Annotated in this window: 10 protein-coding genes and 1 pseudogene; 6 read left to right on the top strand and 5 right to left on the bottom strand. The window is 41.9% G+C overall.

Annotation, left to right across the window (positions count from 1 at the left end):
* Positions 1 to 84 precede the first annotated feature (84 nt).
* A complete protein-coding gene (typA, locus tag B3J29_RS07765; protein WP_005237138.1) occupies positions 85 to 1920 on the top strand; it encodes a translational GTPase TypA in 1836 nt (611 codons plus the stop codon).
* 152 nt (positions 1921 to 2072) lie between these two features.
* On the top strand, positions 2073 to 2510 hold the full coding sequence (mscL, locus tag B3J29_RS07760; protein WP_005237137.1) for a large conductance mechanosensitive channel protein MscL: 438 nt from the start codon (positions 2073 to 2075) through the stop codon (positions 2508 to 2510).
* Positions 2511 to 2646: 136 nt separating this feature from the next.
* On the opposite strand, the gene B3J29_RS07755 is transcribed toward mscL, so the two are convergent.
* Both B3J29_RS07755 and mutM read right to left on the bottom strand, forming a co-directional pair.
* On the bottom strand, positions 2647 to 2931 hold the full coding sequence (locus B3J29_RS07755; protein ID WP_005237136.1) for a peptidylprolyl isomerase: 285 nt from the start codon (positions 2929 to 2931) through the stop codon (positions 2647 to 2649).
* Positions 2928 to 3788 (bottom strand): bifunctional DNA-formamidopyrimidine glycosylase/DNA-(apurinic or apyrimidinic site) lyase, encoded by an 861-nt coding sequence (mutM, locus tag B3J29_RS07750; RefSeq protein ID WP_286964872.1) that lies wholly within the window; start codon positions 3786 to 3788, stop codon positions 2928 to 2930. Before mutM ends, B3J29_RS07755 begins: the two co-directional genes overlap by 4 nt.
* A 382-nt stretch (positions 3789 to 4170) precedes the next feature.
* Between mutM and B3J29_RS07745 the strand changes: the two genes are divergently transcribed.
* The 3 genes from B3J29_RS07745 (at position 4171) to B3J29_RS07735 (ending at position 7632) form a co-directional block, all read left to right on the top strand.
* Positions 4171 to 5433 carry a carbohydrate porin gene (locus B3J29_RS07745; protein WP_286964871.1) on the top strand — a complete coding sequence of 421 codons (1263 nt, stop codon included), beginning with the start codon at positions 4171 to 4173 and terminating at the stop codon, positions 5431 to 5433.
* Between the two features lie 104 nt (positions 5434 to 5537).
* Positions 5538 to 6647, top strand: coding sequence for an NADH:flavin oxidoreductase/NADH oxidase (locus B3J29_RS07740; protein WP_286964869.1), 1110 nt, complete (start codon positions 5538 to 5540; stop codon positions 6645 to 6647).
* Between the two features lie 58 nt (positions 6648 to 6705).
* On the top strand, positions 6706 to 7632 hold the full coding sequence (locus B3J29_RS07735) for an AEC family transporter (RefSeq protein WP_286964867.1): 927 nt from the start codon (positions 6706 to 6708) through the stop codon (positions 7630 to 7632).
* A gap of 72 nt (positions 7633 to 7704) precedes the next feature.
* Here the strand turns inward: B3J29_RS07735 and B3J29_RS07730 are convergent, their stop codons facing one another.
* The 3 genes and pseudogenes from B3J29_RS07730 to B3J29_RS15360 form a co-directional block, all read right to left on the bottom strand.
* Entirely contained in the window at positions 7705 to 8502 is a 798-nt protein-coding gene (locus B3J29_RS07730) for a tetratricopeptide repeat protein (RefSeq protein WP_286964865.1), read from the bottom strand.
* A gap of 273 nt (positions 8503 to 8775) precedes the next feature.
* Positions 8776 to 9501 carry a YgfZ/GcvT domain-containing protein gene (locus B3J29_RS07725; protein ID WP_286964863.1) on the bottom strand — a complete coding sequence of 242 codons (726 nt, stop codon included), beginning with the start codon at positions 9499 to 9501 and terminating at the stop codon, positions 8776 to 8778.
* Between the two features lie 115 nt (positions 9502 to 9616).
* Positions 9617 to 11790 (bottom strand): annotated as a pseudogene (locus B3J29_RS15360) (multicopper oxidase family protein).
* Between the two features lie 746 nt (positions 11791 to 12536).
* On the opposite strand from B3J29_RS15360, the gene B3J29_RS07710 reads away from it, so the two are divergent.
* The coding region (locus B3J29_RS07710) for an aconitase family protein (RefSeq protein WP_286964855.1) at positions 12537 to 13117 on the top strand (581 nt) is incomplete at its 3' end.

Below are 13117 nucleotides of genomic sequence, written 5' to 3'. Positions count from 1 at the left end.
TGACGCTCTCTACAAACAGTCACTGTCAAAAGTTTGTATTTTTCTGTATAATTTGCCCTCAAATTTAAAACGTATCGAATTTACATGTCAGATATTAAAACTCTCCGTAACATTGCCATTATCGCGCACGTCGACCATGGTAAAACCACTCTTGTAGACAAACTTTTGCAACAATCAGGTGCTCTCGGTGATCGCGCGGGTGAGATCGAGCGTGTCATGGATTCGAATGCGTTAGAATCTGAACGTGGTATTACCATTCTTGCAAAAAACACTGCAATCAAGTGGTTAGATAAACGTACAGATACAGAATACCGTATTAACATCGTGGACACCCCGGGACACGCCGACTTCGGTGGTGAAGTTGAACGTGTAATGTCGATGGTTGACTGCGTACTGCTTCTTGTAGACTCACAAGAAGGTCCTATGCCACAAACTCGTTTCGTAACGCAAAAAGCGTTCGCGCGTGGTTTGAAACCAATCGTAATTATCAATAAAGTTGATAAACCAAGTGCGCGTCCAGACTGGGTAATCGATCAAGTATTCGATTTGTTCGACAACCTTGGCGGTACTGACGAACAGTTAGACTTCCCAGTAGTTTATGCTTCTGGTCTTCGTGGTGTTGCTGGTCCTTCTCCAGAAGAACTTGCTGATGACATGACTCCATTGTTCCAAACAATCGTAGACATCGTTGAGCCACCAGCAGTTGACGTTGACGGTCCATTCCAGATGCAAATTTCATCTTTGGACTATAACAGCTTCGTAGGTGTAATCGGTGTTGGTCGTATCCAGCGCGGTTCTGTAAAACTGAACACTCCTGTGACTGTGATCGACAAAGAAGGCAAAACCCGTAACGGCCGTATCTTGAAAATCATGGGTTACCATGGTCTAGAACGTGTTGACATTGAAGAAGCTTCTGCAGGTGATATCGTTTGTGTAACTGGTATCGATGCACTGAACATTTCAGATACAATCTGTGATCCTAAAAATGTTGAAGCGCTTCCAGCACTTTCTGTAGATGAACCGACTGTGTCTATGACTTTCCAGGTGAACAACTCCCCGTTCGCTGGTAAAGAAGGTAAATTCGTAACTTCACGTAATATCCGTGAGCGTCTTGACCGAGAATTGATCCACAACGTAGCACTTCGTGTTGAAGATACTGACAGTCCTGATCGTTTTAAAGTATCTGGTCGTGGTGAGCTTCACCTTTCTGTACTGATCGAAAACATGCGTCGTGAAGGCTTCGAGCTTGGTGTATCACGTCCGCAAGTGATCATGAAAGAAATCGACGGTCAAATGCAAGAACCGTACGAAAACGTAACGTTTGACGTTGAAGAACAGCACCAAGGTTCTGTAATGGAACAAATGGGTCACCGTAAAGGCGAAATGACCAATATGGAAGTTGACGGTAAAGGCCGTATCCGTATTGAAGCAACTGTTCCTTCACGTGGCTTGATCGGTTTCCGTTCTGAATTCATGACCATGACTTCTGGTACTGGTATTATGACTTCAAGCTTCTCGCACTACGGTCCTGCTAAACAAGGTACTGTTGCGAAACGTCAAAATGGTGTACTGATTTCTATGGTTCAAGGTACTTGCCTGGGCTATGCACTGTTCACACTTCAAGACCGTGGTCGTCTATTTGCTAAACCACAGTTAGAAGTTTATGAAGGTATGATCGTAGGTATCAACTCACGTTCTGACGACATGGTGGTTAACCCAACTAAAGCGAAACAGTTAACTAACGTACGTGCGTCTGGTACTGATGAAGCATTGACTCTTGTTCCAAACCTTGAATACACGCTAGAACAAGCGCTTGAATTCATTGAAGATGACGAGCTAGTTGAAGTAACACCTAAGTCAATCCGTATCCGTAAGCGTTACCTGACTGAAAACGAACGTAAACGTAACCGTGCTAAATAAGACCGGTCACTGATACGGAAAAAGCCGCTGAATGAGTTCAGCGGCTTTTTTATTGGGTAGAAATTACATACACTCAATAAATTAGTTTTAAATAGAAACCCCTAACTAATGTATAATCCATCACAAAATTGCATAAAAATACTGGTGACTTTATGAGCATTATTCAAGAATTTAAAGAATTTGCGGTAAAAGGCAATGTCATGGATCTCGCAGTGGGCGTGATCATTGGCGGTGCTTTCGGTAAAATTATCGATTCTATGGTGAAAGACATCATCATGCCTGTCGTGAGTTGGATCTTGGGTGGTGATGTTGATTACTCTAACTGGTTTGTCGTATTAGGTGATAATCCAAATAATGTGACCAATCTGGCTGCGGCACAGGCGGCAGGTCTAAATGTCTTTGCTTATGGTAATTTTCTGACCATTCTCATTAATTTCCTGTTATTGGCATGGGTGGTGTTCTGGTTGGTGAAACTGATGAACAAACTACGCCGTAAACAAGAAGCAGAACCAGAGCCAGAAGCTACTCCGGAAGATATTGCATTATTACGTGAAATCCGTGACGAGCTAAAAAAACGTCCTGAAGCTTAAACTTTTCGAGTAAATAAAAAACGGCGCTGAGTGCGCCGTTTTTTATTGAATCCCTCCTTGCGAAGCAGTGCTTCTCACCTTTTTCAAAGGGGGACTCCTCCCTTTCTTAAATGGAGGTTGGGAGGGATTTATAAAATTAAAAATCCATCCGAAACTTGATTTCTACCAGATGAAAACCAAACTGACTTTTGACTGGGCCATGTAGAACATGTTCTGCAGCAGTAAAAACCAGTTTATCAATCACTGGAACGAGTTGGCCTTTTTTTACTTCACCGAGTTCACCACCACGTTTGGCAGAGTTACAGGTCGAATATTGTTTGGCAATTTTGGAAAAATCTGCACCTGCCAGAATCTTTTTCTTAAGCTGTTCAGCAGTATCTTTATCCTTAACCAGAATATGACGGACAATCGCGGTCTTCATGATTTCTTACCTCGTACAGCAACCATACGCTTAGGTGAAAGCTTGACCTTTTTTAGCGGCTGGCATTCAGGACAGTAGACAGATGCACGTTGTCCTAACTTGATATTTTCTAGTGTCGTTTCGCAGTTCACGCACATTTCTCCTGCACGGCCATAAGCCAGCAGCGCCTGCTGAAAATAACCATTTTCTCCCATGGCATTGGTATAGTTGCGTAAAGTAGAACCACCTAAGTCAATCGCCTGTTTCAAAATACGCTTAATCTCAACGACCAGTTTTTCAATCTGCTCAAAACTTAATGTAGACGCAGGTTGTGCTGGATGAATGCCCATATTGAATAGACTTTCAGTCGCATAAATATTGCCTACACCAACCACGACATGGTTATCCATGATTGCAACTTTGGTGCCAACGTTTTTATTTTTCAATTTTTCAGATAGATATTCGGCATTAAAAGCATCGCTTAATGGCTCAGGTCCAAGCGTATCAATCAGTTTGCTTTGTGATTGAGCATCTAACCAGAGAATACAGCCAAAACGACGCGGGTCATGGTAACGCAGCTGAATCTCTTCAAATTGAATAATCAGATGATCATGCTTGCGCAACTCTTCGTTGGCTTCACATAAACGAAAGCTGCCTGACATACCCAGATGCCAGAGCATTGTATCCTGTTCAAATTGCGCCAGAATATATTTGGAACGACGCGTAAGCTGTAGTAGGCGCTGTCCTTGCAGACGCGCGAGATCATCAGGAATTGGCCAACGTAAACTAGGCTGACGCACTTCAACTTTTAGCACTTGCTGATTAAGAAGGGGAAGGAGGCTGGTTTTGGTGGTTTCAACTTCGGGTAATTCAGGCATAACACTTAGCAGCTAATATCATGAGGCTAATATTGGGCGTTTTAAGTCTGAATGCAAGTCCTGTTTGAATAGAAGTTATAAGTAGGGCATTCAAAAATATTTTAACAATTGGTTAAAAAATAAACTTTAATATTGAGATGGTTTTAGATCCAAATAATGAAAACAGGAAATATATTGGTTGATTTTTAGTATTTAACTTACTGAAAAATATAAAATATGTAAATTTATTGTTATATAAAATATCTTTTCTTATAACTTAAAGTTTTACTAATAATAAAAAAAATGCTGAGTTTTTAAGTGAAAAGTTATGTAACGTTCTGTATCAAGTCACACAGGGCATGCATCAGGTTGCCTTTACTCTCTCCATATGTTTAGGTTTTATATGAAAAAGTTAAGTCTAGCTTTATTGCCATTGATAGCAGCCATGAACTCTGCGCAGGCTGAGTCTGCATTTGATTCTCAAGGGCAGTACCTATTAGGCGACTGGAATGGAAAACGTACTGAACTTGCTCAACAAGGCATCAAGTTTGAAGCAAACTTGCTGACAGATACAGCGTATCTGGCTGATGGCGGACGTAATGAAGGAGCTGATCCTTTAACTTCAGCACAGTTATGGTTAGGTACACAGTTAGACATGGAAAAACTGGCTGGCTGGGATGGTGTAACTGTTCGTGCAGTTGCGACTGCGCGTCAGGGACAAAGTACATCGGTACGTGATTTACAAGGTGATGCAGCTCAATGGGCCAATGTTCAAGGAACATTTGGTCGTGGTAATCAGGACAGCCGTTTAACCGAACTTTCAATTGAAAAGAACTATAAGGAACAAGGCCTGAGTATTAAAGCTGGTCGTCTGGGTCTGGGTATGGACTTTAACGTAATGGCTTGTGATTTTGCCAGTACAGCATTTTGTGCTGCGCAGATGGGCAAATGGCAAGGCAATATCTGGATGAATACGCCAGTCGCACAATGGGGTGCACGTGTAAAACAGCAGCTAAACCCTGACGTTGCTGTACAAGTCGGTGTTTATGAATTTAATCCAGATAACGGCAATGGTGCTAAAGAAGGTCAGGGCTGGAGTCTGGATACCGACAATGCTGATGGCGTGACGATTCCTGCAGAAGTAATCTGGACACCAAAATCATTAGTAAATGGTTTGCCTGGCAGCTATCGTGTAGGCGGTATGTATAACACTGCTGATGATGTTGCCAACCAGAAAGATGTTGCGACAGGTGAAGGAGAAAACCGTACCTTTGCAGGCTGGTTAGCCGTAGAACAGCAGTTGACTTCAACGGGTAATGACCGTCAGGGTTTACACTCATTCGCTAACTTTACTTGGCATGATCGTGATACCAATAAAGTGGATAATTCACAACAATTGGGTCTGAAATATATTGGTCTGATGGATAGCCAGCCGAATGATATTTTGGGTTTAGCGGTTAACCGTGTACATGTAAATGACCGCTTCGCAGATTCACGTCCAGTATATGATGCGAGTGCCGAATACAATATCGAACTCAACTACAGCTATAACGCAACAAAATGGCTGATGCTACGTCCAAACCTGCAATACGTTATAAATCCGGGGTCTAGCAACCAGGTGGATAATGCATTGGTACTAGGTTTGACTACACGAGTGATCTTCTAAAAAGAATTTAATCACGTTATAAATAAACAGACTCATCAGAGCCTGTTTTTTATTTTTTAGTAAAAAGTTCTGAAAAGCCACTTCACAAAAAGAGGGAATACCGCGTGTCACTACTATTTCAGTCGGTTCAGTTTGGATCATTGCAACTTAAAAATAAAATTGTGATTGCCCCGATGTGTCAGTACTCTGCAACCGAGCAAGGTGAAATCACTTACTGGCATGAACAACAATGGGCCAATTATGCCTTATCCGGTGCAGGTCTTTGCATTGTGGAAGCCACCGCTGTACAGCCTGAAGGGCGTATCAGTTATGCCGATTTAGGGCTTTGGAATGATCAGCAGGCCAGTCAGATCAAAACCTTATTGCAAAAGGTCAAGTCAATTTCTCCTATGCCTTTTGCCATACAGCTTGCACATGCAGGCCGTAAAGCTTCTACAGATAAACCTTGGGGTGGCAAAGGGCAGTTCGCCCCAGATCATGCACTCGGTTGGCAAACTGTCTCTGCCAGTGATATTCCTTTCCAGGCTCATGAACATCCACCTAAGTCTTTAAGTGTTGATGAAATCCAGCAAGTGATTCAGGATTTTGCTGCCAGTGCAAAGCGAGCGGTTGAAGCAGGCTTTGAACTGATTGAACTACATGGAGCACATGGTTATTTGCTGCATCAGTTTATGTCACCGTTATCAAATCATCGTCAGGATCAATATGGCGGTTCATTTGAAAACCGTATTCGTCTGACGCTTGAAGTATTTGAAGCAATTAAAGCTGCAGTACCAGAAGGTTTTCCAATTGGTGTTCGTATCTCAGCAACGGACTGGATGGATGGCGTAGAAAGTTGGGATGTAGAATCTTCAGTTGAACTATCCAAAGCTCTGGAGAAACTGGGTGCAGTCTATATTCATGTGTCGAGTGCAGGTTTACATGTCGACCAGAAAATTGATGTGCATCCAAATTATCAGGTCCCTTTTGCTGAAGCGATTAAAAAGGACGTAAATATTCCAGTCATTGCAGTGGGTCTGATTACCGATGCACAGCAGGCAGAAGGCATACTGGAGTATAAACAGGCTGATGCGATCGCGATTGCACGTGCCTTGCTTTATGATCCACGCTGGCCTTGGCATGCTGCAGTAACGCTGGATGAAAAAATAGCAATTTCTCCACAATATTTACGTTCTGCACCGCATGGCTTAAATCAGTTTTTTGAATCGTTTTAAGGCCATTTTTTCTTAGAAAGGCTTATAATAACGCATCTCAAACAACAGGACATTTCATATGATTATTGCGGTAATTGTGCCTATATTTTTATTATTGGCACTAGGTTACCTGAGTGTGAAATGTCAAATTCTAAAAAAAGAACAGGTTGAAATGGTAGGGGCCTTTGTCATCAAAGTGGCCTTACCGTTACTGTTCTTTCAGTTTCTAGCCTCTAAAGATCTGCATGAAATCTGGTATTTTGAATACTTTGCGATCTATACCTCTGTCACTTTATTACTTTATGGTTTCAGCTTCTGGCTGATGCGCCGTCAGTTCAAGAATACCTCTTCGCATAGTGCTGTTCTGTCCTTGGGCGCAGCGATGTCCAATACCGGATTGATTGGTACAGCAGTACTCACTTTATTGGTGGGACAGCATGCGATGACCTATACCTCATTGGTGGTCATTATTGAAAGCATGATTCTGATTCCGATGGTCTTAATCTTGGCTGCACTCGGTACCCAACATCAAGCCAATCTGGGGAGTCTTGTGAAAAGTACTATTCTGATGCTGTTTAAGAACCCTTTATTTATGGGGGTGATGCTGGGTATGGCCTGTGCGATTTTTGAAATTCGCCTGCCAATTTATCTGGATCAGGTTTTTGCCATGATTGGACAGACTGCCTCACCTTTGGCGCTGTTCGCGATTGGTGGCGGAATCGTGGGCATGAGTCTGAAATATGTGAATCTGCAAAGCTTCTATTTGGTATTTTCCAGCAATATCCTGATGCCGATCCTGATGTATCTGGGCCTGAGTCGATTGACTCATTTAAATCAGGAAATGGTCTATGCGGGTACCTTGATCGCAGCCCTACCTATGCCAACGATTTTTGGTATGTTAGGGCAGGCGTACGGCCTCAATGAGCGGACTCTAACGCCATTATTAATGAGTACCCTTGCAGGTTTTGTGGTTGCCAGTGGACTTATTACTTTGTGGTGGAGTTAACCAAGCTGGCTTATAAATCTATAGCCCATGAAAAAGCTCCAACAGGAGCTTTTTTATTTGGATAAAATTTGATTAACTTTTTTTGGCAGGTGCTTTTTTCTGCTCGGCAATCATTTTATCCACTGCTGCTAGAGATTCTCTGGCCTTAGGAATATTTTCCTGTGCTAGGGCTGCAAAGATCTTTTTAGCTTCAGGTAGGTTTTGCGGAACAATACTACCGTTGGCAAACATATTGCCAATCGCCATCAGGGCAGGGATATAGCCTTTTTTCGCCAGATCCTGAATACTGCTCAAGCCTTGTTGGATCGGCTTTTCATTCTTGATTTTAAAGCCGTTGCTGATGTCATATAAGGCTTTGGCATGAATAGCCGGCATATTACCCTTGCTAATAAGAGGCTGTAATTTTTTCAAAGCCTGCTGGTCAGAAGCTGTTGTTCCTTCAGCAAATAAAAGTATAGCCAGATCTACCGTCGCTTCATCAAAATTGGCTGCCGATGCGCGTTCTAGGTATTGCTTGGCTTTGCCCAAATCCTGCTTAAGACCTAAAGTGCCACCGGTATAATTCTTACCTAGTACATAGTTGGCCACTGGATAACCTTTGCTGGCGGCCTGTTCATATAGCTGAATAGCCTTTTTTTCATCCTTAGCAGTGCCTTGGCCGGTTTGCGTTAAATAGCCTAAGTTATAGATGGCTTGTGCATTTCCCTGGCTGGCCAGTTTGCTTAAAGCATCGTAGGCACCCTTGAAATTCTTAGCATTCACCATCTCTTCAATTTTGGCAAATTGAGGATCAACTGGGGCATTTGAAGTGGTTGCGAGCGCAAATTGGCTGGACACAGCAAGAATTGCAGCAAGTACTAATTTTTTCATTGTTCCGATAACCTTAATTTTTCTAACACCTAATTCCATGGTGCGATTTTTGTCGTTTTCATCTACATCATAAGACGATTTCAGGCTTTGTAAATACTGAATATGTGACTAATTACAAATTATTTGAGAATCATAGAGGAGATGAATCAATAAAAGCATGCTCGGTTTAAGGTGTGTTTTATTTAGTCAATCTTTGTCTATTTAATTGTTTAGCCTAATAAAAATAAAAAAGCCAGAATTGAATTCTGGCTTTTGCATCAAGAGAACAGTTAGTTATTGTGGACGTGCCACATCACCACTTAAAGCTTCAGGCAATTCAAGAACTTGTACGTCTAGCTCAGCCAATGCTTCAGGTTTGGCAACCACTAAAGCTTGATAACCCTGATCTGTACCAATACTATTGACCACTTCGATGTCATTGTGCAGCTTGGTCGCAACAGCAGGTACTTCACCTGTACCTTGAATCAAATGCAACCAGTGTTTTGGCTTAGCTTTAAACCATAAACGTGCAATCACTTCCTGACCCAGATAACAGCCTTTGTCATAGTGAATGCCTTCACGTTGATGCAGACGCAATTCCTGTGGCTGGAACAGGGTCGCAGTAGCTGCCTGAATCCAGGCCTGACCTGAGGCAATGGCTTGCTGTTGCCAAAGGATAATATCCGTTTCAGTTTCAAAAAAATCAGTCTGGATATCATTGATAACTGGATAAACCGGGCCAACCTGTTCCAGTTTCATTTTTGAAAAAGCGCCAAACTTTTTAATATGGCTGGCCAGTTCTGCTGCCTGATCTTCAGGGCTGACAATTTCAAAGCTTTCCGGATTAATTTTTTTCAACCAGATACCGAACTGGATACGTCCTTTCAAGCTACAGATCGCTGTATAGCGGGTCAGGTTTTCAGCCAGAATTTCGACATTTAAAGTAACTTGACCCTGAAGGAATTTTTGCGCATCTACTCCATTCAGCGTAAATAAGGTAAAAGCAGGAGATGTTGCCATGATCAGCCTCAGTTTGAATACTCAAAATCAATCAAGCTATTGTGCAGCAAGCATTTAATAGAGGCAAACAAAAAAGCCAACAATCGGGATCGTTGGCCTTTTAAAGAGTGTCTACTTAGTGATGATGAGATGAGGTTGGCAGAGGTGAATCACAAGGGAATTTTCCTCCACAGACCCGTACCGTTTCCATCATGCCCTGATCTTCATGATCGAGGATATGACAGTGCTGTACAAAATCGCCTTCAAATTTCTTGTAATGACTTCGAAGAATAAATTTATAATTCGCCTTGATAAACAGGGTATCCTTGAATTGTCCTTTCATGCCACGATATTGCACATCATCTGTATCATTATCGTCAGGCGCTAATTCACTCACATCAACTTCTTTGGATTCGCCATTAGGGCCAGTGACAGTTTTTAAGATTTTAACAATCTGGAATGGATTGACATGAATATGGAAAGGATGGCCACCAAAAGCTTCGGTCGTCAGTTCCCATTCATCCGACTGTCCAATTTGTAATTGACGCACATATTCACGATCCGGGTCTTTGGCATGAGTCCGACCGACTGATCCTTCGCCATCAAATGCATCTCCAAAACTGAGCAAGTCACCATCTTCTTTATGGCGGAAGCCAAATTTAAGACCATTTGCGAAAGCCAGCTCAAATTTACTGTACTGTTTCGGTCTGGAGGCAACCAGCTTGTCAATTGCTGGAGTCATCAATGATGGATGATCAGTAAAGGCAGTAAGATCAAGCTTGGATAACTGAGTCTGAATCTCTTTGCTTAAACCAATTTTTTTTGCACGCTCTTGCAGGAACTGGGCAGGAGTCTGCGCTTTTGTTTTGCTTGCCTGTACATTGACCCATCCCAGTAGTTGAGCATTGAAAGGATGGTTCGGAGCTAGTTGAGGAGTAATTTGACCCGTTGGGATCGGTGCATTCACTTCATCCTCAATATTTAATTTAGAGTCATAAATGCAGTATTTGTTGGTGGTTGGGAAGGTGACCATTGCATCATGACGATAACCAGGCTGGAACACAGACAGTGTTCTGCGCTGTACCTGAGTCATGGTCAAACCATCTTGAGCAATCGTATAAACAGGTAAGCTTTTTAAACTCTCATTAAACTCTCATTAAACTCTTTTGGATCTGCTTCCTGATATGCCAGACAGGCTTTAAGGGTGTCTGCGGCGCTAAATTTACTGGAGTTTGGCAGTTCTTTAATAATCAAACCAATGGTGTCGCGTACACCACCATGAATCATGCGCCAGCGATTAAATGCATTCTGTTCAACTTTAATCTCTCCTAAAACTTTACCATTGATAGACGTATAAAAGTTCTGGCCGGCCCAAGAGCTAGGATTAGCGATATCTGTATAATCTTCCAGTAATCCTAAGCCTTTACCTTCGCAATTGTTAGGAATATCGAATTTTACATCCGGGTCAGGGTTAGAGCATCGATATTGAATTTGCTGGAACAACAGGATTTTTTCATTTGGATAGCTATTTTTTTCTTTCCATAAAATGTCCATATCGCCTGTTTCAGTAACTTTGCCATTTTTTACTTTTGGCGTTCTTGAGCCTTCTACAATTAATGGGCCTGCCATACCGCTCGATACCTGAATAGCCGTTGAGCCATGCAGATGGGCATGATACCAGTAGGTTCCTGCCGGATGATTCGGCTCCATTCTGTACTGATAGTCAAATTTTTCCTGAGGTTTAAATTTCAGGAAAACATTATCGCTGTTGCCTTGAGGGCTTACCCAGAAGCCATGGGTATGCAAGTTAGTAGTATTAAAGCAATGTGGATCGTTCACATTATCCACTTTGTCTGGGCAGGTGGCTTTCTGTTCAGGTGGAAGCTGGTTATTTAGGTTAATTTTCAGGGTTTCACCTTGTTTGACCCGGATTTGTGGACCAACTAAAAGGTCTTCAACAGACTCTCCAGCTTTTTTCTTGTTAAACAAGCTGGCATTAGTGAGATAACCTCTGACGAACAGTTGATCCCAGGTACTATTTCTCGGATTGTAAATCTTTCCGGTTTTATAAGCGACGATCAGTTCATGGGTGCCTTTGGAATTTTTTTGCAATAGTGGCGGATTGCTAATCAATGTATCAGGTGTTGTTGGAGAAGGTTGTGGGTTGTTGGGATTATTGGGAGTGGTTGGTGGGTTAGGGTTATTGGGAGTTGGCGGTTTAGGATTGGAAGGATTTTTACCTCCATGCCAGCTTGCTGCCAGTACAGCGATCACTGCAGCAACGATACCAATAATGGCGAGTTGTATCATTGTAATCACCCTTATGTGCTTTTGTGATAAGTGTTGTTGTGAAGTAATTCGAGGGTAGATTTACAAAGTTGAGATACAGACTGTTATCACCAAATTAGGGGGAGGGCGACAGATGGTAGGCTGAAATGACGTGTATAAAGTATTTTAGAAAGGAATGTACTTCATAAGCCCCTGTTTATGCATAAATGCCTTATAAATATTTAACGTATTTCTAAAATTGTAAGAAAGTCTTAAAAAATATATGGAATTGAGAATGTAACTTATTTCGGGTTATGTCTTAACCTGAAAAAATGATTTCTTCGCCTAAACTCATCGAGCCATATCTGCAATGAAATTTACTATTTCTGGTTAAGAGCTACGCTTAACACTGAAATAGAAAACATAGATTCAGCTTTTTATTAAATGAGCTATTTCTAAAATTGAAAGATTCTAAGCTTTGATTTCATATGAAATTTATCCTTAAACAGATTCCAAGAAATCGATTATTTTTTATGCGGTTATTAACATATCATACTAAAGAATGAGACCGATTCAGGTCGATTTTTCAGAAAAAATGCAATTTAGAGTCAAAATTCTAAAGTATGAGTTATAAATTTCGGTAAAAATACCATTTTTATTATTTAAGTTTTTGAAAATTATAAGATTTGGGAAATGGACTTTCGACAGCGTACAATGCCTTTATTAAAAAACAAGTCATCAAGATATTTTGATGAATAAAAAGAGTAATGAAAGAGGGCAGGCAAGCTATGAACAATAACTACCGGAAACCGCTGCAAGGTACCCAGCTAGAATATTATGACGTGCGACAAGCTGTAGAAGATATTCAGCCAGGCGCATATGCCAAACTTCCTTATACATCTAAAGTGCTGGCCGAGCAGCTGGTACGCCGTTGCGAGCCTGCGATTTTAGAACAGTCTTTACGCCAATTGATTGAGCGTAAACAGGAACATGATTTTCCTTGGTATCCGGCGCGTGTAGTGTGTCATGACATCTTAGGGCAAACAGCACTGGTCGATCTTGCCGGTCTGCGTGATGCGATTGCCGATCAGGGCGGTGATCCCTCTAAAGTTAATCCAGTGGTTCCAACCCAGCTGATCGTCGATCACTCATTAGCAGTGGAATACGGCGGCTTTGACCCAGATGCATTTGAGAAAAACCGTGCAGTAGAAGACCGCCGTAATGAAGACCGTTTCCATTTTATTGAATGGACCAAAACTGCGTTTGAAAATGTCGATGTGATTCCAGCCGGTAACGGCATCATGCACCAGATCAATCTGGAAAAAATGTCACCGGTGATTCAGAACCGTGATGGCGTGGCATTCCCAGA

Origin of the sequence: Acinetobacter sp. UBA5984 (genome assembly GCF_002429925.1) — a bacterium.
Taxonomy (GTDB): Bacteria; Pseudomonadota; Gammaproteobacteria; order Pseudomonadales; family Moraxellaceae; genus Acinetobacter; species Acinetobacter variabilis.
The sequence above is the reverse complement of the archived record's forward strand: the minus strand, read 5'-3'. Positions and strand labels throughout refer to the sequence as shown.

Coding starts and splice junctions, on each gene's coding strand:
- typA (WP_005237138.1), top strand. CDS start 85: ATGTCAGATATTAAAACTCTCCGTAACATTGCCATTATCGCGCACGTC.
- mscL (WP_005237137.1), top strand. CDS start 2,073: ATGAGCATTATTCAAGAATTTAAAGAATTTGCGGTAAAAGGCAATGTC.
- B3J29_RS07755 (WP_005237136.1), bottom strand. CDS start 2,931: ATGAAGACCGCGATTGTCCGTCATATTCTGGTTAAGGATAAAGATACT.
- mutM (WP_286964872.1), bottom strand. CDS start 3,788: ATGCCTGAATTACCCGAAGTTGAAACCACCAAAACCAGCCTCCTTCCC.
- B3J29_RS07745 (WP_286964871.1), top strand. CDS start 4,171: ATGAAAAAGTTAAGTCTAGCTTTATTGCCATTGATAGCAGCCATGAAC.
- B3J29_RS07735 (WP_286964867.1), top strand. CDS start 6,706: ATGATTATTGCGGTAATTGTGCCTATATTTTTATTATTGGCACTAGGT.
- B3J29_RS07730 (WP_286964865.1), bottom strand. CDS start 8,502: ATGAAAAAATTAGTACTTGCTGCAATTCTTGCTGTGTCCAGCCAATTT.
- B3J29_RS07725 (WP_286964863.1), bottom strand. CDS start 9,501: ATGGCAACATCTCCTGCTTTTACCTTATTTACGCTGAATGGAGTAGAT.